The sequence below is a fragment of the Xenorhabdus miraniensis genome (assembly GCF_002632615.1).
Genome location: NZ_NITZ01000018.1, coordinates 54,788 through 77,510 on the forward strand (window position 1 = coordinate 54,788; position 22,723 = coordinate 77,510).

The following is a 22,723-nucleotide window of genomic DNA, read 5'->3' on the forward strand; positions in this document are numbered from 1 at the left end:
CTTATTCATTGATCACTGTAAAGTTGCAAAATTGTATGTATGAGCAAAAAATGAACGATATTATTCGTGACGCTAAAGAGGCAAACTATGCTGTATTTTCTTGACGGCTTGAATCACGACGAGGCGGATAAGCGTGCTCTTCACACTTCCTGTCTGGATGGGCAAGAATGGCAAGCGCTGCTCGACCCGTTTATCCCCCGTGCGGGTGAGGAAGGACTGCTCGAACTGGAAACCAATATTGCGGGTGACCCTGTCACTTATTGTCAGCACGAGTTAAACAAGCCGGTACACGAATTGACGGAGCTTGAAAAACAGTTTACTTCAGTGATTATTCCTGAACTTCCGGTTGATACCGGGACATACGCCCGGCATTTAAGCGAAGACATTCTTAATCATGTCGTGCCCGTATCATCACCGACATTTGTTGGTCACATGACATCGGCTCTGCCTAAGCATTTACCTGCGCTTGGCAAAATATTGACAGCGCTCAACCAGAATCTGGTCAAACTGGAAACATCGCATGTTTTAACCGCGCTGGAGCGTCAAGTGTTGGGTATGATGCACAAATTGGTATACAACCGCGACGAAAATTTCTATCAACAGTGGCTCCATAGCGGCAATCATGCGCTGGCAACCTTTTGTTCTGGCGGAACGCTGGCTAATTTGACTGCCATGTGGGCATGCCGGAATCAGCTTATGCCAGCCGATGGAGATTTTGCCGGCCTTGCCCGTGAAGGCTTAGCCAGAGGACTCATTCATTATGGTTATAATGGACTCGCAATTCTGGTTTCGGAATTGGGACACTATTCACTGAAAAAAACCGTGGATGTGCTCGGCTTGGGACAAGATGCGCTGGTAAAAGTCGATACCGACAGAAATGGCCGGATCTGCATTGATGCCCTGCTCATGCAATTGCAGAATTTGCGTCAACGCAATATCAAGCCCATGGCTATTGTCGGGGTAGCCGGTTCCACAGAAACGGGTTCTATCGATCCGCTGAGTGTTCTGGCGGACATTGCTGAACAGGAACAGTGTCATTTTCATGTTGATGCCGCTTGGGGTGGAGCGAGTTTGTTGTCCGAACGCTATCGACATTTATTCGACGGTATCGAACGTGCCGATACTGTGACAATTGATGCGCATAAACAAATGTATGTGCCAATGGGAGCCGGTATGGTGCTGTTCCGCCAGCCTACCCTGACCGATGCCATTGCCCAGCATGCTAATTACATTGTCCGCAAAGGCTCGAAAGATCTCGGACGCCATACTTTAGAAGGCTCACGCAGTGCGATGTCGCTTATGCTGCACAGTAATTTCCATCTACTCGGCAGACGGGGATTGGCTCACCTGATAGATACAAGCATCGAGAAAGCACGGCAATTTGCGGATCTCATCCGCCAGCAGGAAGATTTCGAATTAATCAGTGAACCCCAACTTTGTCTTTTGACCTACCGATACCTACCACCAATGGTGTTACAAGCGTTACGCGAAGGCCCGGCATCGGTGAAACAAAAACTGCATGACATGCTTAATGCACTTAACCAAAATATTCAGGCTATGCAGTGGACTGCGGGAAAATCCTTTGTCTCCCGCACCTCTATCAACCCGGCGCAATGGGATCGACAACCAACAACAGTTTTGCGTGTCGTCCTGGCAAATCCATTGACGACTTCGGAAATACTTGAAGATATGCTTGAGGAACAGCGACAACTCGCGCGACAAAGCCCATTCTGGCAAACGCTACAGGATTTGGTCAGTTGAGGGTACAGGCTGAGGATAGAAAAAATAGCCGATGCTAACACTAACATCGGCATAATAATGGTCAATTATTCTGTATAAAGCTCAGTGAGAAAAACTACAATTATGGAGCACAACGTTTATCGCTCAACGTTGCATTCACCTGCGGGAGTCATAGTGCCCTATTTGTGAGATTGAGTTATTGATATATCTCAAAGTCGATGTCACTATTTTTTCCTGCCACTATTATCCATAACCACATTCTCTATAACCACACTCTCTATAACCACTTACTGCGCCTTAACCACCAGGCGAAAATAACTATCAATACCGATAAGAAAAAGCTGAATAAGCCGAACCCAAACCGATAGGCATTGCCGGGTATCCCACCCAAATTGACACCAAATAACCCTGTCAAAAAAGTTGTTGGCAAGAATATCATTGCCAACAGAGACATGATGTAAGAGCGGCGATTCATGGCATCCGCCATCATAGATGCAATTTCATCCGCAAGAACCGCAGTCCGGGCAATACAACTATCAAGATCATCCAAGCCCCGCCCCAAGCGATCGGCAATTTCCTGCATTAAGTGACGTTCTTCGTCACTCATCCATGGTAACCGCTCACTGGCTAAGCGAATGAAAACATCACGTTGAGGCGCCATATACCGGCGCAGGACGATTAATTGTTTGCGCAGCAATACCAACTCCCCACGACCAGGTATTTTTTGCTCTAAGATATTATCCTCAAGTTCAATCAGGTTATCATGCAGCTCTTCGATAAAATCATTCACTTCATCCGTCATTGCCCCGGCGATTTCAACCAACCAGTGACCCGTACTTTTTGCACCAACGCCGTTGTGTAAATCATCCAAAATTTGATCAATGGAATGAATTCTCCGATGACGGCTGGAGATAATAATCCTGTCATTAACATAGATGCGGAACGAGACTAAATGATCAGGCCGCGCATTATCATTGCGGTTCACCGATCTCAACGTAATCAAAGTGCCTTCACCCGTGCGCAGCACCTTCGGACGAATACTTTCATTCATTAATCCCTCCTTGACAGGAAGTGTTAACAACGTGGTATTCATCAGCCATTGATGGCTCTCCTGATTTTTATAGTCAAGATGTTGCCAAAATGGCTGTTCTGCGGTGGCGAGTGAATTTTCCCCCAATGTCACCATCCCCCCTTGACCATTCAACTGGCAGGAATAAATGGCATTTGAGCCTTTGAATACTGAGCCATAGATCGTTTCCACATCTGCTCCTTGTTCGTACTTATCTTTTTGTACTTAGTTTAGTGCTTGATGATATACATGTTATGACTATAGGCCACATCTTCAGGATTGGTGATCGGGTATCCTTTTAACCACGTTTTGATCAATCGACCATTGGTATATTGATAAATCGGAACAATGGGCGCTTGTTCTGCGAGCATTTTTTCTGCCTGATTGTAATCGCGGTTCCTGATTACATCGTCAGTTTCATTACTGGCGGCTTTAAGCAACGCATCATATTCAGCATTGTGGAATTTCGCGATATTGCCACTGTGAGTGGATGTCAAAAGCGACAGGAAACTTGATGGTTCGTTATAATCCCCGGTCCAGGACGCCCTGACCACATCGAAATTACCCGTGTTACGGTTATCAACGTAGGTTTTCCACTCCTGATTAACTAATTTCACCTCCACGCCCAATTTTTTCTTCCATTCTGAGCTAATGGCGATCGCTATCCGCTGGTTGTTTTCCAGATTGTTATAAAGTAATGATATTTTTAATGGGTTTTCAGGGCCATATCCGGCGGCTTTCAACAATGCCTTCGCCTGATTATCAAGCTCTTGTTGAGTGAATGTTTCCTGCCGGCTTTTCTCTGGCTGAAAGCCTGCCGTAACATCAGGAGTAAAACGCCATGCCGGTTTTTCTCCCGTACCCACCACTTTTTTCGCAATTAAGTTCCTGTCTATTGTCATGGAAAGTGCTTGTCTCACCCGAACATCATTTGTTGGCGCCCGTTTTGTGTTAAAAGCATAGTAGTATGTTCCCAGCTGATCCGGCGTAAAAACTTGCCCCGGAAGTTCCCGCAATAATTTCTGGTACATGTTTTTAGGGAAAGACTCCGTAATATCCAGATCTCCCGCCAGATAACGTTTGGTTGCATGAGACTCCTGATTGATGGGCATGAAGGTAACTTTTGTCAGTACCGTATTTTTGTTATCCCAATAATAGGGGGTTGGCTTCAGGACAATTTTTTCATTCACAACCCGCCCCGTTAACATAAATGCACCATTACCAACCAGATTCCCGACCCGGGTCCAATCATTGCCATATTTTTCGACGCTCTGCTTATTGACCGGATAGAGACTAAAATTGGTTGTCATGCTAGGAAAATAAGGTACAGGCCGATCCAGACTCACCTTTAACGTGTAAGGATCGATAGCTTCCACGCCCAATTTTTCCGGCGGTAATTTCCCATCAATGATTTCTTGTGCATTCTGAATACCTGATAAGGCAGCAAACCAAGAAAAAGAAGAGGCGTTGGCAGGATTGACCAATCTCTGCCAGCTATAAACAAAATCAGAGGCTGTGACACTGTCACCATTAGACCAACGGGCATCATGACGCAGTGTAAATATCCATGTTTTGTTATCTGTTGTTTTCCAGTCAATAGCAACGCCCGGAATGGCTTGACCATGAGCATCTTGATTTACCAGACCTTCAAACAGATCACGCAATACTTGCGCCTCAGTCAAACCGAAAGATTTTATCGGGTCTAGCGATGCAGGTTCATCTTTCAATTGACGAACCAATTCCTGACGAGGATCAAGTTGAGTGCCGGCGGGGACATGGGCGGCAGAAACAGAAAAAGAAAGCCCGGTCATCAGTAATACAGAGGAGAGTAACGAAAAACGATACATGATTCTTTTGCCTTATGAGTCTAATAATTATCCTAAAAATATATTATAAGACATTGTTAATTAACGGGAGCCTGAGTATTTCATGAATATTGCGTCTATTTTTGTGGGCAAGATCGCATTATTCCTTTACACTGGCAGTCCTTTACACTGGCGGTCCTTTACACTGATGGCGCAGTTTATTTTATAGAGGGAGAAAACCATGACACAAACAGTCAAGTTCCAAGGTAGTGACATCACCGTTAACGGAGATTTTCCACAAGCAGGCCAGGCAGCGAAAGATTTCACTCTGGTTGCTAAAGATCTTGCCGATGTTGCATTGAGCCAATATGCAGGCAAACGTAAAGTGCTTAACATTTTCCCAAGCATCGACACCGGTGTTTGTGCCACATCTGTCCGTAAATTCAATCAACTTGCCAGTGAGTTGGACAATACTGTTGTACTGTGCATTTCAGCAGATTTGCCTTTTGCTCAGTCTCGTTTCTGTGGTTCTGAAGGTTTGTCTAACGTCGTTACTCTTTCCACACTTCGTGGTGGAAAGTTTCAGGAAGATTACGGCGTTGCAATAGCCGAAGGCCCACTGGGTGGTTTAACTGCACGTGCTGTTGTTATTTTGGATGAAAATAACCAAGTTATTTATAGTCAGTTAGTCGATGAAATCACTAATGAACCTGACTATGACAGTGCATTATCAGCTTTAAAATAATTATTTTATTATTGATAATATTGCCTTTGTTTTACGGCACAGCAAATTAATTGTTTTATAATAAATTTTTATGGCGGCGATGATTTCACAATGAGTGAACCCATCGCCGCCAGTTTATTCAGAGATATCTGAACCACTCTCACCATATTACAAATAACCACCCCACAACCGCTTAAAAAACCACCTCTCACGAAAAAGTGGATACCCCTATTAGATGTGCCGAAAACGACCGTTTTTGACACATGAATAAAAAAAACCAACAAATCAATAGATTAAATGTTGGCGGTTATCGCATGAATAAGGTCATTACACCTACACAGTGTATTTAGCCAAGTCCTTAGGGGTTATTTTCTTGGACACATTGTCTTTATTGATAGATAAAACTATCTTTCCGTGTAATCCATCCAATGGATTATCACCGATTTTTTTTACTGTCAAAATTGCAGCTCTATTTTTAACTCCAGAAAAGATAGAATCATCTTCATTTTTAAGCCTGTTAACATCCCTTGGAGAATACATATCATTATTCATGACTTCTTCAGATATATCCTCAGGGAAATAGAGTTGGCCTACAAAATAGAATTTATCTTCCTGTCTTTTTTGTACGTTCGCATTCCTTGCTGATAAATGAATATGTATGGCTCTTCCGGCATAAAAACCGGGGAAAATTGTGGTGAATCTGACTATGCCTTCTTTGTCTGTCCTTTGTGCCCCACGAAGAAATGTGCTTTCATCAGTTCTTGAAATTGTCCCTATATTACTAGATGGAGCCTTAAGGTCTGGGTTTATGTATTTCCAACCTGAATACTTTCCCATTGCATTACAATGCCATATATCAATAAGGATATCCTGTAACGGTTTACAGGTTACAGAATCAATGACTTTCATTGTCAATAAAAGCGGTATTCCTGGTTCATCCTCTGTTATATTCCTTCTCAGCAATTTGTTATTTACAAAATATGGACCTGACATTTCCTCTGGGGTCATCTCGCAAACACCTATACCAATACCACCCTCTTTCTTTGGTTGACTATGTGAAGAGGCGAAAACTCCTGCCGGAACCAGAGGTAATAATGAAAATACGGCACCAGTAACACCCGCTTTTTTCAGAAAAAGTCTTCTTTCATTTTTCATAAAGTGGCTCCTTATATATCATTTAATTGTTGTATAGTAAATTGGTAAGCTATAGTTTAATCTGCGGATTCAGATAGTTATACGGTATCTAAATATATATAATTCCCTCTTCTTTAAATAGAATTAAATTATGTATCGCATTGCTATTAAATGAAATACATCTAATTAAGTATGATTAAATCATATATAAAAAGGCACCGGAATAATAAATGTAGCAGCTCGCATTTGAAATCTGGTTGGCCTGTGAGTGCATAAGTGCCCCAAGGTTCTTTATGTTATCCAACAACTAACTATTTAATACATGACAAAAAATATTAGATGTAATTAGATAAATATTACTTGACCTCAAGTTAACTTGAGGTTTTAGGGTATGTCCATTAAGCCAATAGTTCCAAAAATTAGGCTAATCAATCTATTTAAAAATTTGAATAGGAAAATAATAATGTCATTGGAAATAGTTACTGCCTATCGTAAATCGAATGCACTATTTGCTTTTGTAGACAGCAAAGCACCACTATATTTAAGTACCCAAGATTTAAGTACTCAAGATGGCAAAACAGTGGAACAACTTTCTCAGCTATGCCGTGTTTATCAAGATAGATTCCATAGGTTATTGGATTATATGCAGACACTTAATGTGTTAACAAAAAAAGATGATAAATTTTACCTTACTGAACAATGGGCATCACTCAGTGATCCAAACAGCTTTGAAACATTATATATAAGATTCGAATTAGATCCTGCCTTCTGGAATGCTTGGTCACAATACAGCGCGTCCTTAAGTAAAAGGAATAAAAAATCTGCTTTTGAACTTACCCATCATGAGCCATTTTTTGATTATCTCAATCATGAAAATAATAAAACTATCAAAGCGATTTTTGATAATTTATTGGCAAAAATGACCGATGAGATGAATAAACATATTATCGAACACATTCCTCTAAATGGCATTTCTTCATTTATTGATATCGGGGGTGGAGTAGGTTCTTTTTCAAAAAATATCAAAATTCATTACCCACATATCCAATGTCACGTCATGGATCAATATGATTTTACCAGGCAAGAATCAGAAGAAATTACTTTCATTAATGGCAATTTCTTTTCTGCTATTCCATCAGGATATGATGCTTATAGCATAAAAAATGTTTTGGATGATTGGCCAGATAACCAAGCCATTGATATTCTGAAAAATTGCCATAAAGCAATGCGAGAAGATTCCGTTTTATATGTTATCGATATGATTAAAGAACCAAATGATCCAGCGTCATTTGATTTATATATGGATACCCTTTTGTTAGGCCGGAAACGGTATCAATCAGAATTTGAATTTATGGCAAAACAGGCTGGATTATCTATTACAAATATCTACAACTTGAATTTTTCCACAGAAAATGGCAGCTACTACATTATTGAAATGAAAAAATGAATTTAGGCGCACAAGGGAATGAGTGCTCTTTTTTCAACGTTAACATCCACGTATAACTGGACAGGCCTGAAAAATCGTGATGAAGATATTTTTTAACATGCTAAAGATGTTAGATGGTACAAACGGACAGCGCTTCTTCGGTGTTTAAAATATAGCAAGCTAATAGTATCACGAAAGTTTTTACAGAGAGTGGAAAATTGGATTCGATCATGGCTAGTCTTATCTTGACATTCAATAGAATAATTGAATAAATTTACTTAAACTAATGCTAGCCTAGATGGACAAACTCTAATGCTGATTTATCAGACTAAAATAAAATGATTTTTAGGCATAAATGACATTATGTGGAGATTACCATACTGAAAGCGAATATGGTCTCTTTCAGAAGCTCCTGCGCGATACATATCATCGGCGGGTAAGTTTTGATTTGATGCAATACCCGCTACAGGGTTGGGAGAGTTAGTTTGATGAAAAGTACATACAATATTTTAGGTATCTCAGGTAGCCTGCGCAAAGCGTCACTGAATACTCTTTTTTTGCGCGCTATGGATCGGGTTTGCCCTGACAATATAAACTTTGAGATCTATTCAGATCTGGACACAATTCCCCTCTTTAACGCAGATAACGAAGACAAAAATTTTCCTGAAGTCTTGCACTGGCGTAATGCGCTGGCTCGGGCAGATTTGATTTTATTGGTCAGTCCGGAGTATGCACATGGTGTGACAGGAGTAATGAAAAATGCGCTGGATTGGATAGTTAGCAGTGGAGACTTGGTCGACAAGCCACTGGCGTTTCCCAACATCGCGATTCGTGCCGAACTTGCGCAGTCACAACTCGCTGAAACGCTACAAACTATGGGTTGTCGCTTGATAGAAGAGTGTAGTCCCCGCGCAACACTTGCTGAACCTTATGTTATCCCTGATGCCACAGAGCATATGTTGGTTGATCACCCTGATATCGGGCCTAGATTGAAAATCCTGTGGAGCAACATTGAACACAGTCTGGCAGCATCGCGCTGAATACTGATATTTTTTCGTACTTAATGGTTAAGGAAAGAAGATGAAACTAGCACCCAATCATATACAGGATCTTAAGCAGTAACCATCTATTTTAGGTAGAAAAAAGGCTTCATTTATGATCTGATAATCGTCGCCAAACAAACCATCAAAACCACGGAGCATGAAAAATGATGATGCCTCCACCGGGATATTGATCGCATCCTGCTTAACGGACTGTGCCAGTACGGCCGCAAAATACTGGCGGCGCACGGCATCCGGGGCGGCATCCGGTAAACAATCAATATGATACTCCATTGCCTTACTGCCCTGACGCTGACGAACAAACTCCGGGTGCGCCCCGGTTAATCGGTTCAATGCCATGCGCATTCCCTGAACCGAACCGGGTAATGCAGGCAATCCTCTCTGACTAGTGCAAAATCGCCTCTTATCCTTATACCCCAATCATATCAAGGCCTTTAGGCCAAATCCCTATCTTTTTATTTAATGCAGAATTGATCACCTCCCCACAACTAACCGCCTTTCTTAGAAATTGCATTTATTAGGTGAATCCAAGTCTTATAAAAAATTATCCTCTAAAATCTGTTTTTGAGCCAAGTTGACCTTCAGCAAGAATTTCTTGAATAATCCAATGATTTTCGCTTTGATCTTGTCGAATAAAATATTGATGATTATCAATTTTAAAAGGAATCATATATGGATAATATTTATCCAAACTTATATAAGTAATTGCAGTTTCAGGCGAATATATACCGTTACTATAATTTTTATTAACGAAAAAATAATTATCGATAGCATTTTGTCCTGCATCATATCCAACATTATTAATAAAATATGAAAAGGAAATATCAGTTTTGAAATCTAATTCACCGAACTCATGGCTATATACCTTATTCCCTACAAATCCATCATTGTTTAATTCATAGTCTCTATTATAATAATCATCATTGGAGTCCTGATAATATATTTTCAAGTATACTTTATCTCCTCCTGTAAAAAATATAGCATTATCAATGAAATAACGGGTTGTTTTTTTATCTGATATACTACCCATTTTTCCATTTTGATTTATTTCACGAATTATATAACGATATTCTCCTGCACTGTCAGGTTCTCTACAATGAAGATAGATAAATTGCTTAGTTTCAGTACTAGATAGCTTGATTGGAAAAGCAAAGCCAATATCCCAAGAGTGATCCCAGAAGCCATGATCAATCATTGTTTTATTACCATTCGTATCCAACTTTGCAATCATCCAAAATGATTTATTTGTACCTTGTGCCACATTAATAAAATTCTTGGCTAACCCAAAAATATATTGCTCTTCTCCAAGAACAAAAGGAAATATTAAATCATAAAAGTTTACCCATTTCTGTCCGGTAGAAGTTTGCTCCCCTTGCTGTCCGCCTGCCATGAGCTTGTGTACAGTCACCAGATGATCACATTTGCGCTGACGCAAAAGGTACTGTTGATTATTAATGGAATAAGTAAAGATTGTTCTAATATATTTTCCTTCAGGAGGAGGAGAAACGTCACAATCCAGATTAGGTTGAAAATGGATTGGTGCGGTTGCGTGAGCGGTTTCGCTGACATCTAAAAAACCAGTGAGTGTTACATTTTCACCCTCTTTATGTGTGTTATAGAGTTTAAAATTCACATTTCCCGATGGGTCAGTATCAACAGAAGTGGTCTGAGTTAGCTGGCCTTTCTCAAAAGAAGCGAAACCTGTAACTTTTAAATTCAGCTTACGATTGGCGAGATTTACTCCTGAACCTGTTCCCGTAAGCGTTGCCCTGACTTTGTTATACTGTTCACCATCAGCCATTGCATAATCATTAATGACATTAAAATTAAGTGAATAAGATGCCGTAGCTTTGAAATGGTAAGGTTGTATAGCAATCTGGTTACCACTCTCCTGAAAAAAGACCGTCAATTGCCCATTACCACCTACATCCGGGCCTGCGATCAGGATAGAAGCTTCCCCTACGCCATTTGTGCTACCAGACAATTTTTTTTGGCCTGTATCTTGACCATTAACTACAAAACTGCCTAATGAACATTCAAAAATTAAGTCTAATCCAGGCAATGTCATATCTGACTCGTAAACTGAAAGGTGAATCTTAGTAGCCGACCTTCCTTGGAAAATTTCAGGAGATGGAGAAAAATTTATTGAAGTCTTCATATAATCTTACTCAAAGTGTAAGAGAATCGACAAAAACAATAGTATGATGAATCTGATCAATAGAAATACCACTGACATTAATAGTAAATTGACTTCGGACAGCTTTCGTGGATGTCAACTCATAAACTAATATATTATTAGCATCAGGATTATATATGTCTAAAATATTACTTTTTCCATTGATCTTAATATCAGGACTTTCGAAGGCTACTTTAATTTCAGTAACTTTCATTGATATAAGTTTAATAAGGAGAAAACATTGACAAACTCCATCAGCAACACCATAAGAACTATAAGTATAAATAAAATCATCTCCAGCAGACGACATCCAATTTGAAAAATCCAAAGGGACTTTATAGGCAATAACAGGATCTTCATAGTTAAGAGTTAATACACTGTTTTTATTAATATCATTACTATAGATATGAAGATAACCTACACCATTTGCGTCTATATTATCCAATATTGTATTATTATCACCATTATTACCAAAGCGAGCATTTGTTAGTTGAGCATGAATTGGCTTACTATTTGAACCCGTATATATAACTGCTGTTAAAAAAGGCTTTATTTCTGGATGATCACTATCGATAAAGCCAATATTTTTGGTTGTTTGCACTTTAATATTGACAGTATCTAAATCATTAAAAATGGAAATTTTAAAATAATTAGACGTTATTTTTTTATTAGGAACAGAGAGTTTCACAATAACAGATTTTACTTCTAAAAAATTGATATTATTTGTCTTTAACGTATAATCTGCATAACCGTTGTTTATATCATCTTGGCTTAATACGATGTTATTAGATTTCATCTCTAGTAATTCCCCATCATACTCTCCCAAAAATTTAGCTGTAATAACCATAGAGTCATAAGGGACCAATCCTTTGAATTTCAAACGAACTCTAACCCCACCTTCCAGATGTATTTTATGCAAATATAATATGGAATTTTTAGCATCAAGAAAAATTACTTCATTGTCATAATCACTCATATTATTATCTCCTATAATTAGGATATCCGATGTTGGCGAATAAAGTTGATTGCCACTTAAACTTGTCACTGTATATTTAGCTTCACATGTGCCAGATATATCTATTTCATTCACATGGAACAACAAAACATAAAAATCATTTTCTAGTTGATCTTGTGCAACATGATAATGAACACTTTTAACTTTAGCATTGGGATTATTTTTTAAATAAATCTCTCCTACTATTTTATCTAATAACTCCACACCTTCATATTTATTTAATTTCATCATTAAATAATTAGTGTGCATTGCCATAATGTCGGGAATACTAATTACCCCACCTGAATTTTCTTGAGGAAATTCAGGTGGTGATAAAATATTTTTCTTACTCATAAATCACCTTGCTAAAAATCATTTGAAATTGTAACAATATGACCTGACCAAATCTCTCCATATGTCACATCACTATCATCATCATAACCAATTTGATAATCAAAGAATATCTCTCCATCATGATATGGAAATGCCAAGTTATTATTCAATAAGTTATAAGGTATATTAAATTTCAATGTTGCTATTTTTCCTCCTCTGTTATCTGGCTGATAAGGCATTCTACCTTTAAAAACATGTGTTATTGTTTTGGTGCTCGAGTTAATATATAAAGTTAAAATGACTTCTGATCCAAGTTTTACTTTAGTACCATCCCTATTATCATTAGTTCCTGTTATTCTGACAAACAAACCTGCATCATCTGGATTATGGGCATAATTAGATATACTTTTATTATTGATAGCACCATCTTGGTTTATAAGCTCATCAAAGCTAGAATAAACCTGACAAGGTTCATATATTCTATCAATATCATTCCACGGTTTATTTGGTCTTCCTCTGTAAGTGACATCGGCAGGCATAGATTTAGCCATTATAGAGCCACTTGATTGAATTAAAAAATAAGATAATTTTGATGGATCATCTTTTTTAAAAATAAAATAAGGCAACTCTATTAAACAGGATGAATTTTTGTTTTTAGTAAGAACTCTAGTGTAGTACTTATATTTCTTATTAACAAAGAATAACAAAAAGTCACCAATTTCATGATCACCACACGGTGACATATCTACCCAAAATTTACTTTCTCCTTTAGAAGTTAAGTTACCGTCAATAGCCGTTATTATTTCTAAAGGTTGACGGTAATTTTTAATATTATCAACAATAATAAAAATAGGGTCTTTAGCAAAAGAAACGTCGGTTGAGTTTGGGATTGCAGAAGACAACTCAATAACTAAGGGTAATGATTTTCTGGGGGAAATATAGAATTCCACCTTGCCTTTATTGTCTGAGTTGACAAAAAAACCTTGGAAGTCACCAAATTTATTAACATTTATTTTTTTACTTTTATCATTATTGTAAATATCGACTTCTTCTAACTCATTAATGGTATTGGATGTTATAAATACAGGTACACCTGATAATGTTTTTCCTTTCTTATCTCTTATAGTTGTGTGAATTTTAGTTGATATAGAACCAATTTGAAAGGCATTATATAATATTGGAACAGCCAAAAAGGGGTTATCAATATTTAATCTCACTGAATCTGAATCAATAGTTCTTGCGGTGTATTGTAGCGTTTTAGGTTGAAAACCACTTAACGATGTTTTTACACTAAAATAAATTTCGTCATTTTCCTCTGTAGCGTTAAGTACAGTAAGAATAACTGTTGCTGTGGCTTTTTTTTTACCATGCTCTAATGTTAAGGAGATGGCATCATATGGTACAGTAATATTCTTGCTATTATAAAATGAGATAGTAGAACCATCATCTATATCGTCATCAGATGATAGTGTGACAGTAAATAAAAAACTTTGCCCTATTATTAAATTACCAGTATAAGGTAAGGAAAATTCCATTGTATTAGGCATATCTTTATTTCCTCATGTATGTGATAATATGGGATATACGAGTCGTTTTACAAATTATCTCTCTGTAGGTGCGTTTACTCACCCCAGTAATATAATGAACTATATTACTGGAGGAATCTTTTATCATCACAATCTAATTAAAAAATTATTGGATATAGTACTTGTTTTTATAATAAATAAATTAATTATCACCTGTAGTCGGCACGGTGCCAATATAACCATTCCAAATTTTACTATGTTGTTTAGTTTCATCTTTGAAGAATTCATAATCAAAGCTGATATTACCTCTCCACTGCACACCAACGATATCATCATAAGGAATGTGGAAGAATATAGAATCTTTATTCCCGCTACCACCAATATTTGTTAAGCTAATTGGAGTGGTATAAGAAAGTGTAAAACTTTTGTTGTCTGAATTTACGTACATATTTAGAGTGATGTCTGATACATTTAATGGAACTGGATATATTTTTGCTTTACTATTAATAGTATTGGAACGTATAATTTCTATAAATAACCCTTTATGGGTATATCCAGGATATTGCATGATATTACTATAACTAATATCATTATCAGGAGGTATAATATTATTTGGGTCAACACCAAGACTAGTATGAACTAGGCAAAGTTCGTAATTTCTCTTAACACTCGATGCAGGTTCATAAGGAACACCACCTAAATAAGTCACTGGCAGTGGTATAGAATATAATGCGTCTCCATTCGGCTTAATTGCAGTATAAGAAAAATTAGATGTATTACCTATCGTAAAAATCGAGTAAGGTAGTTCTACGTAATTACCAAACTGTTTGGCTGGATCATTAATAGTTACAGAATGCCCAGTATAATTACTATTAACGAAAAATAAAATAACATCCCCCACTGATGCACCTGGGTAACTATATATAATTGTTAGGAAACCCGACTCTGAAATATTTGCAACTAAATTAGTAGGATCCTTACCAACAATATTGGGTATTCCTATCGACTTTAAATAGCCCGTATTAATATAGTTAACGGCATAAATGGTAACCTTAGCTAAAGCCATAGCTCCATTTTCATCATTGGTTAGAATAAGAGTCAGTAATTTGAGTGTACTTACTAGTGACTCTTTAGTGTAGAGATAAAACCTCACTAAGCCATTTTCATCCGACGTGAGAATCAATCCTTTACCCATAGGTCCAACTTTTTCAAGAGAGAGAGATTTGCTATTGTTGGTATCCTTAAAATCAAACTCTTCCATTTTATTTTGCTGTTGCGATGTAATAAATACGGGCGTACCAACCAACTCTTTGTGAGTATTTTTATTTTTCAGAGTTGTATATATTGCTGTATATTGTGGTTTAGGAATTCCAGTATTTATCGGCACTTGTAGATAAGGTTTTTCAACAAAAAGTGCTAATGAACTTATATCAATTTCATTAGCTTTACCCTGAAAGTGTACAGGTGGGAATGTAGCTTTATCGGCCGTTGTAGCATCAGTTTCTACGTCAAATGTAATTTCTGAATCATCTTGTGCACTCGAAAGTACTGTAAACCCTAACTCCGCAGTAGCTGTAAGTGCTCCATCTCTGAGAGTAATAGCGACAGTATTCGCATCAAATTCTATATTTTTACTATGGTTACTATTTATAGTTATACTATTCCCCATAAGGATAGATGTATCCGAATTTAATGTTACAATAAAACTAACATATTGACCTATGACTAAATCAGCTTTAGGGTTAATCGAAATTTTCATTGTTTTTTTCGAAGCTGCCTTAGCTTTACCAGTAAATGGTGTGGCGGGAAATGGTTTGCTACCAGCAGTAGCAGTTGTATCTACTTCAAATGTAATTGGTGAACCATCTGATGCAGTCGAAAGTATTGTAAAGCTTAACGTGGCAGTAGCTTTAAGGTTTCCAGTTTTGTAAGTAAGATCAACAGAATTCTCAGTGAATTTTATATTATGACTGGTGTTGTTTATAGTGACCTTACTATTCGGCGAAATAGTTTGGTCCGAACTTAATGTTACAGTAAAACTTACATTCTGACCTATGACCAAATCATCTTTATTGATTGTTGTAAGTGTTATTTTATTATTTGGAACTGCCATTTTATCACCTCATTTTTTAATTAATACTAGTTATAGATAATAATGAATTGAATAATTAATTTTAATTGTAATTACTTGACTAAATTAATGACTTTGAATGCACTCAATATATATAAAGTGGGAGCTCAACGTTAAATTATTAATAGTTTAATTACTTTTTTAGAGTAAATAAACAATAACTAAAAAACCAATGAAAAAAAGTTATCACCTGATAACTTTTTTTCATTGGTGAAGTGTTGACTATTTTATGAAATATTATTCATTTCATTGGTTATTTTATAGTGGTATTGTAACATAAAATAACTCCTTCTGAATAATCATCAAAAGTGTTATTTTTAGAATCATAAACCCTGAATTTACCCCTAATAGCAGGGGAGGTATTTTTCACTATAATAGTAACTTTATTCTTATCCATTCCAGAATATCCCGAAAACACGCCCCAATTATATAAATTACCGAATTCATTATGCAGGTTATAAATATCTGTAGGGTCAGCAACCTCCTTATCTGAAAACATACTGATTTTTATGGAGGGAGGAGTACCCGGGGTAACTGGACAAGTATTATCATCAGTTACATTTGCATATCTTGCATTACCAGTATTTATAAGTTTAGTGGCAAATATTTTGTATTCATAGAATTGAATCTCTCCGCTTGGTTTATTTATTGTGGCAGTTATTGTGGCAGAGCCTGTTGCCTGAAATTGTATGGGGCCGCGATTTCCAGCACCAAATGATAACATCCCATCTCCATAGATTGGTGCATTAACATCAGTTATACCATAAGTAACTTCATCTTGATTGAAGGCACCAGAACTGATGGAAGCTCTCAATTCTCCTCGTAAAGTTTTAAAAATGGTACGCGGATGACGTTTACCGCCTTTATTATCAAAGTACTTGTTTTCACCTGTATAGGTATTATACACATACAATACTGCAGGTTGAGGAACAGGCCTGAAATCCACATTTTTATCTGCATTTTTACTTACAAAATCCTTTGTATCGTCACTATTTGATCCAGGTATTGTCAATGTTACCTTAACATTTTCCACACCAACAGAACTCTTCAATTTTGCATATATGTACCCATTTTCATCGGGCTTAAATTTATCTCCACCTGTGGGGGAATAGGGTTCGGGTTGAGGGAATTTTGTTTTATCGATACCGCCATGATCGTGTGTCCATTGCACATTTTTTAACGTCTGATAGGTAATGCGTTTTTCTTTCTTGTCTTTTTCCACAATTAATGCTTTGTAGTGATATTCTGATTGCCCATTACCCAGTAGTGGGTTGCCCTTATCGGAATTGGTCACTTCAACACTGGAAATATCAAAATTGATTTTAGGCTGAGGAACAGGCCTGAAATCCACGTTTTTATCAGCATCTTTACTTACAAAATCCTTTGTATCATCACTATTTGATCCAGGTATTGTCAATGTTACTTTAACATTTTCCACACTAACAAAACTCTTCAATTTTGCGTATATGTACCCATTTTCATCGGGTGTAAATTTATCTCCGCCTGTGGGGGAATAGGGTTCGGGCTGAGGAAATTTTGTTTTATCGATACCGCCATGATCGTGTGTCCATTGCACACTTTTTAACGTCTGGTGAGTGATATTATGCCCTTCCTTTATTAATGCCTTGTAGATATATTCCGATTGTCCATCAGCTATGAATGGGTTGCTTTTATCGAAATTGGTGACTTCCACACTGGCAATATCAAAATTTATTTTAGGTTGGTGCTCATGTTTGCTAAATGTTACTGAACCTATTTTTTGCTTTGGCGCACCATCCAATTGTATAAAAACAATGACATTTTCATGTGGTTTTGTACTGGTTAAAATATTAGGAATTAATTGCTCTTTTTCATCAGTTAATTCACCTTTTTCATTTGTTCTGGCAGCCTTATTATTCCATAACTTAAACTCTAATCCAGATTCATCGCCTAAAGCCGGATCTGTTGTCCAGATGACTTTGTTAATTATGGCATTTTTTACAAATTTTCCTGATGGTGCACCTTCATAAGTGATAATGGGGGAGTTAAACGTGTAACCATTTTCTTCTTTTCCAGTTGATTCTGCAGATTTAGGTGGAATAATATTGACTTCTCCATCTATCAGAAAAGGTAAAACTTTTATAGGAACCTGAATAGCTTTTTCCCTTCCCTGATTGTTTGTAAGTAATATATCGAGTATGTAATCGTCTTTATGGGATTCTTGATAAGAGGGAAGAGTAATAACATTGCTTTTACCTGAATCAAAAGCTAGATTTCCTTTATTATCCTTAAATGCTTTATCTGCAACAACCCAGCTAATTTTTTTAATATCAGCATGTGGAGAGATAGGTGCGTTAATTTTTACCTCTTGATGACCATATCCAATAATAGGTTCTATCTCGATAAACTCTTCTTTTTCTATTTCTTTATGATCCAAAACAATATTATTATTTCTTTCCACTAGATCGTACCGACTGCCTGTCAGCGTCCTCATCGAGGCTACATTCTCTGGTAGTAATTGAGCGCTAAGAGGAGCTCCTAATTTAAAATTTAAATTTGCCAAAAACTGCGTTTCAGTATGACCATTTTTCCCCTGTTTATAGTCCACACCCATTGTGAATAGTGGTATTGGGGTATAAGTCAGTCCTAATGTAACCAAACTAGGATTTTTCTGTTTGGTGTCACGGTTGAATAGAGTCACGTTATCACCTAAATATTGCTCATATAGTAGCTTCATTCCCAAGTTAGGGTAAGAAGGCAAGAAAAATTCCCCATTGATATCATAGCCAGTGGCTGGGCGCTCACGATAATCCTCAAAGTTTAGTGATTTTTTCCAGTCACTTAAATGATAATAGGCATTAGCAGAGAGTTTAATAAAATCACCCCAAATTTCCCCTCCTAGCCCCATACGTTGATTTTTTCCAGTAAGGTCATGATCATAAAAAGTGTTTAAACCATACATCCAATTCTGATAAAAATAGCGGCCACCTAAACCCAAATTAATCGTATTTCGGCTGTCTTTATTACGATAACCTAGTTGTGAAAAAAGCAGCCAATCAGCTTTGTTATCATAAATGGGTAGTAAGATATCGAGAGAGTTATTTTTCAGCGTCAATTTTCTGTCTAATCCAAAGTTAATTCGGGCAGTACCAAACTGCGATAACCATTTTTGAGTTTCTGAGGATAGGGTGCTATTAAATTTACCTAAAGCATAGGATTTTGCCTGTTCTACGAGTTCTGAAGGAGGAGCAGATAAAATCTGGCTAACTCTATGGATATTGCTGCCAGTAACTTGTGGTATATCAAGCTCTGATGTTTCATCATTTTTAGCTAATTGAGTATACAACTTATCATTTTTAGGGTTATTTTCCGCTACAGCGTTAATAATGGTAGAAGGCATAAATAGTGCATAGAAGAAAATAAAAAAACGAATCATTTTGCTTGCGTATGATGACATTTATAAATACCTCAGAATTTTTATATCGGCTGAGTTTTTTCACTTAATGCTTCATCCCTTGAAAAAATCCTATTTATTTCCATTTATAATCCTAGTAAAAAAAATTGAATTAGCATAATTCAAAATAATTATCGTATCCCTAACGGGGTGGTTTCTGATACCTCTTACAAAATCACGCTTGATGACTTTGAATTTGATATCGGTGATCATTTTACCTATGGATACAACTTGTTCGAGAACTGGCTGCACGATATCAATATTGAAATTGAAGCCCTTCTCGCTAATTCTAACCTGCCCCCCTTTTTGTTTGGCCGGAAATGGAATTCCCAGAGCGACGTTAGCTGATGAAAGTGCTAAGACACTGGCATTGCTTAACGTTATTATTAATGCAGATGAAACGGCAATGGTCAGAGATATTTGTCCATTTATTGATGCTCTTGATGCAGTCAGATTCAACCGTCCAAAGATTAACTGCCAATTGCATCAACTCAATCTTGATTCGCCTGATGCACTGATATTCCTTTTCCTAAAGGAACAGCTCATTTTTAGTGCTAACGAGAGCACACCTATGCAAGAGCTGTAACTGCATATGATGTCTGCATTCAGTCAGATTGAACGTGCATTAGTTAAAGCAGGTTCTAAATTGCTCTTGAATGCTATCCAGCAATCTGTAATCCAGAAACAGGCGGCTGGTTAGCGTGCTCAGTAACTAGAGTGATACGCATACCCGTCCGGAACTCAAGTAGATTGTTGAAACCACCAGAAGAACAAACAGGATAATCATGAAGATCATGAGGAGATAAGACAGTAACTCAGTGAATTGCTCAAAAAATGCACTTGATGTACGTTTCCGTACAATTGGACTTCAGACCCCGCTTATTTTTTCCCACAAATACAACACCATTCGACATATAGCATTATTCAAAATGTAACATTTCGTCACAAAAAAGAAACCATGGTTATAATTTTGTTGCAATACAGTTTATCGTGTGAAATATTAGATACTGAATCAATGATAATAGAAATAGTTTCCTTAGTATCAGTAACCAACGGATATTACATATCTTTATTTATATTCAGGCCCTCTATATAAAGGTTCATGCGGTAGCTTTGGTTCTAAAAGGAGAGTTCGATGGGAAGATTTATTATTGCTCACTCCTCTCTAGGTGATGGCACTTTTCTTTTTAAGTCATTAAAAGGAGAAGAAAAATTGTCAACTATTTATAGTTTTGAAGTGGAACTCTTTAGTGATGATAAAGACATTGATATCAAAGCATTACGAAACAAACCGCTCTCTGTTGAGATAAAGGATCCGGCAAACACTTCAGCAAAATCACGCTATTTGAGTGGACTGGTTCGTGAAGCTATTATTTGTGATTATTATAATGACTATTTTTATTTGTATAAACTCATCATCCAACCAGCTCTGTTTACATTAACCCTGAACAAAGATTTCAAAATCTGGCAAAAGAAAACAGTTCCTGAGATTATTAAAGATATTTTTGATAAACATAAAATAAAATTCAAGAATAACCTCAATGCAAAATATCAACCATTAGAATATTGCACTCAATACAAAGAAACTGATTTCGACTTTCTGAGCCGGATAATGGAGCGCGAAGGAATTTATTATTATTTTCAACACGGTAAGAATGAACACACGCTTATATTAGCTGATTCGCCTCAATCTCACTCTGCTCTGCCTGAATGTTCCTCCATTGAATATTATCCTAACCATTATCCTCCCAGGATAAAAGACAAGCATTATTTATATGATTGGACAGTAAGTTATTCAATTACTCCCAAGCTTTATACGATGAGTGATTATAATTTCCTTAAACCAAATGCTCAGCTAAAAGAAACACAGCAAAATCCGGACTCCACTGTACCAAAAACAGAACTGTTCGAATGGCCCGGAAATTATGGCGAAAGTTCACAAGGGCAGTTCTATGTTCGTGTTCTTCAACAATCCAATACCGCACATAGCCAATATATAAAGACAAAAAGTAAAGAGCCGGGTATTGCTCCGGGTTATACCTTCACGTTATCAAAAGCATTACGGGATAAAGATAACGGTGAGTATCTTATTGTCAGCTCAAATTATGAATTCCACGAAGCCCCATGCTTTATGGGAATGGATTATTTTGCCCCGGATTCAGATAAAGTCGAAGATATTATAGTTACCGATTTTACAGCCATTCCAGCCAAAGTAAATTGGCGGGCTCCCCGCACCACCCCATGGCCAGTAGCAAACACAGAGCGGGCTACTGTTGTGGGTGCCAGTGGCAAAACCATTTGGACAGATGAACATGGTCGCGTCAAATTAAAGTTTCACTGGGATCGGAGCGATACAAAAGACGATAAAAGTTCCTGCTGGGTACGTGTTTCCAATAATTGGGCAGGTGCTAAGTTTGGCATGATACAAATTCCGCGGGTTGGAGAAGAAGTCATCGTCAGTTTTATTCATGGCAATCCGGACGAACCTCTTATAGTGGGACGTAGTTTTAACAAAAATAATATGCCTCCCTGGACGTTACCTAAAGAAGCGACAAAAATAGGCATAATGTCGCGCAGTCTTGAGGGAGGAAAAGATAATGCCAGTTATTTATTTATTGATGATGCCCAAGGTAAAGAATCCTTCGAAATACACGCTGAAAAGGATATGAAAGTCACTATAGAGAAGAACCAAACCGTAAAAATTGATGGTACTCGCGAAACAACAGTAGAAAAAGCAGAAACTGCCAACTTCAAGGATAAACAAAAGACCACGGTTGCCAAAGGCAAAGAAATCGAAGTCACAGGTGGCGGGATTAAATATACTGTTTCTGATGGATATAAAGCAGATATCACTGGCAATAAATCAGAAAAAATTAGTGAAAATTATCAATCAAAGGTCGGCGGCAATTTTACACAACAGGTGACTGGAAACTATGAACTCAAGGTTACAGGCAATAAAAAAGACTCAGTAACAGGGGCTGTCGAAATCAAGGGAAGTAGGATGAAAATACAATCCAGTTCTACATGCGATATTAAAGGTACGTTATGCGATATTAAAGGTATATCCCTGTGTACTATAAACGCTGCACTGATCAAATTGGGTTAATCTGCTGAACATTTTCCTCATACATTCTTAGCATTAGCGGGAATGAATATTCAATACAAAAAGAC

The 22,723-nt window shown here is 37.3% G+C and carries 15 protein-coding genes; 6 read left to right on the forward strand and 9 right to left on the reverse strand.

All coding sequences use genetic code 11. The features are described from left to right. Positions 1-87: 87 nt before the first annotated feature. Positions 88-1,761: a pyridoxal-dependent aspartate 1-decarboxylase PanP gene (panP, locus tag Xmir_RS15900; protein WP_099115164.1), complete on the forward strand. Its 1,674-nt coding sequence runs from the start codon at positions 88-90 to the stop codon at positions 1,759-1,761. A 256-nt stretch (positions 1,762-2,017) separates the two neighbouring features. Here panP and zntB read toward each other — a convergent pair whose 3' ends face one another. Then, complete coding sequence (gene zntB / locus Xmir_RS15905; RefSeq protein ID WP_099115165.1) at positions 2,018-3,001, reverse strand: zinc transporter ZntB; 984 nt, start codon at positions 2,999-3,001, stop codon at positions 2,018-2,020. Between the two features lie 38 nt (positions 3,002-3,039). Continuing rightward, positions 3,040-4,656 (reverse strand): peptide ABC transporter substrate-binding protein, encoded by a 1,617-nt coding sequence (locus Xmir_RS15910; protein WP_099115166.1) that lies wholly within the window; start codon positions 4,654-4,656, stop codon positions 3,040-3,042. A 199-nt stretch (positions 4,657-4,855) separates the two neighbouring features. Between Xmir_RS15910 and tpx the strand changes: the two genes are divergently transcribed. Beyond that, positions 4,856-5,359 carry a thiol peroxidase gene (gene tpx, locus Xmir_RS15915; protein WP_099115167.1) on the forward strand — a complete coding sequence of 168 codons (504 nt, stop codon included), beginning with the start codon at positions 4,856-4,858 and terminating at the stop codon, positions 5,357-5,359. Between the two features lie 312 nt (positions 5,360-5,671). On the opposite strand, the gene Xmir_RS15920 is transcribed toward tpx, so the two are convergent. Further along, a complete protein-coding gene (locus Xmir_RS15920; RefSeq protein ID WP_099115168.1) occupies positions 5,672-6,493 on the reverse strand; it encodes an intradiol ring-cleavage dioxygenase in 822 nt (273 codons plus the stop codon). Positions 6,494-6,935: 442 nt separating this feature from the next. Here Xmir_RS15920 and Xmir_RS15925 point away from each other — a divergent pair, with 442 nt between their 5' ends. Then, positions 6,936-7,919 (forward strand): methyltransferase, encoded by a 984-nt coding sequence (locus Xmir_RS15925; protein WP_167385999.1) that lies wholly within the window; start codon positions 6,936-6,938, stop codon positions 7,917-7,919. A 467-nt stretch (positions 7,920-8,386) separates the two neighbouring features. After that, positions 8,387-8,938, forward strand: coding sequence for an NADPH-dependent FMN reductase (locus tag Xmir_RS15930; RefSeq protein ID WP_099115170.1), 552 nt, complete (start codon positions 8,387-8,389; stop codon positions 8,936-8,938). Positions 8,939-8,995: 57 nt separating this feature from the next. On the opposite strand, the gene Xmir_RS15935 is transcribed toward Xmir_RS15930, so the two are convergent. The 6 genes from Xmir_RS15935 to Xmir_RS15960 form a co-directional block, all read right to left on the reverse strand. Further along, a complete protein-coding gene (locus Xmir_RS15935; protein WP_099115171.1) occupies positions 8,996-9,298 on the reverse strand; it encodes a hypothetical protein in 303 nt (100 codons plus the stop codon). Between the two features lie 205 nt (positions 9,299-9,503). Next, complete coding sequence (locus Xmir_RS15940) at positions 9,504-11,117, reverse strand: hypothetical protein (RefSeq protein ID WP_145956914.1); 1,614 nt, start codon at positions 11,115-11,117, stop codon at positions 9,504-9,506. Between the two features lie 10 nt (positions 11,118-11,127). Continuing rightward, positions 11,128-12,483 (reverse strand): hypothetical protein, encoded by a 1,356-nt coding sequence (locus tag Xmir_RS15945; protein WP_099115173.1) that lies wholly within the window; start codon positions 12,481-12,483, stop codon positions 11,128-11,130. Between the two features lie 11 nt (positions 12,484-12,494). Continuing rightward, positions 12,495-14,009, reverse strand: coding sequence for a hypothetical protein (locus Xmir_RS15950; protein WP_099115174.1), 1,515 nt, complete (start codon positions 14,007-14,009; stop codon positions 12,495-12,497). A 181-nt stretch (positions 14,010-14,190) separates the two neighbouring features. After that, on the reverse strand, positions 14,191-16,101 hold the full coding sequence (locus tag Xmir_RS15955) for a hypothetical protein (RefSeq protein ID WP_099115175.1): 1,911 nt from the start codon (positions 16,099-16,101) through the stop codon (positions 14,191-14,193). Between the two features lie 271 nt (positions 16,102-16,372). After that, entirely contained in the window at positions 16,373-19,555 is a 3,183-nt protein-coding gene (locus Xmir_RS15960; protein WP_099115176.1) for an inverse autotransporter beta domain-containing protein, read from the reverse strand. A gap of 259 nt (positions 19,556-19,814) precedes the next feature. Between Xmir_RS15960 and Xmir_RS29375 the strand changes: the two genes are divergently transcribed. Together Xmir_RS29375 and Xmir_RS15970 are read left to right on the forward strand one after the other, a co-directional pair. After that, complete coding sequence (locus Xmir_RS29375) at positions 19,815-20,138, forward strand: hypothetical protein (protein ID WP_244170955.1); 324 nt, start codon at positions 19,815-19,817, stop codon at positions 20,136-20,138. 549 nt (positions 20,139-20,687) lie between these two features. After that, positions 20,688-22,658 (forward strand): type VI secretion system Vgr family protein, encoded by a 1,971-nt coding sequence (locus tag Xmir_RS15970; protein ID WP_099115177.1) that lies wholly within the window; start codon positions 20,688-20,690, stop codon positions 22,656-22,658. Positions 22,659-22,723: the final 65 nt, after the last annotated feature.

Coding starts and splice junctions, on each gene's coding strand:
- Xmir_RS15955 (WP_099115175.1), bottom strand. CDS start 16,101: ATGGCAGTTCCAAATAATAAAATAACACTTACAACAATCAATAAAGAT.
- Xmir_RS15925 (WP_167385999.1), top strand. CDS start 6,936: ATGTCATTGGAAATAGTTACTGCCTATCGTAAATCGAATGCACTATTT.
- Xmir_RS15910 (WP_099115166.1), bottom strand. CDS start 4,656: ATGTATCGTTTTTCGTTACTCTCCTCTGTATTACTGATGACCGGGCTT.
- panP (WP_099115164.1), top strand. CDS start 88: ATGCTGTATTTTCTTGACGGCTTGAATCACGACGAGGCGGATAAGCGT.
- Xmir_RS15970 (WP_099115177.1), top strand. CDS start 20,688: ATGGGAAGATTTATTATTGCTCACTCCTCTCTAGGTGATGGCACTTTT.
- tpx (WP_099115167.1), top strand. CDS start 4,856: ATGACACAAACAGTCAAGTTCCAAGGTAGTGACATCACCGTTAACGGA.
- Xmir_RS15960 (WP_099115176.1), bottom strand. CDS start 19,555: ATGTCATCATACGCAAGCAAAATGATTCGTTTTTTTATTTTCTTCTAT.
- Xmir_RS15935 (WP_099115171.1), bottom strand. CDS start 9,298: ATGGCATTGAACCGATTAACCGGGGCGCACCCGGAGTTTGTTCGTCAG.
- Xmir_RS15950 (WP_099115174.1), bottom strand. CDS start 14,009: ATGCCTAATACAATGGAATTTTCCTTACCTTATACTGGTAATTTAATA.
- Xmir_RS15940 (WP_145956914.1), bottom strand. CDS start 11,117: ATGAAGACTTCAATAAATTTTTCTCCATCTCCTGAAATTTTCCAAGGA.
- Xmir_RS15945 (WP_099115173.1), bottom strand. CDS start 12,483: ATGAGTAAGAAAAATATTTTATCACCACCTGAATTTCCTCAAGAAAAT.
- Xmir_RS15930 (WP_099115170.1), top strand. CDS start 8,387: ATGAAAAGTACATACAATATTTTAGGTATCTCAGGTAGCCTGCGCAAA.
- Xmir_RS15920 (WP_099115168.1), bottom strand. CDS start 6,493: ATGAAAAATGAAAGAAGACTTTTTCTGAAAAAAGCGGGTGTTACTGGT.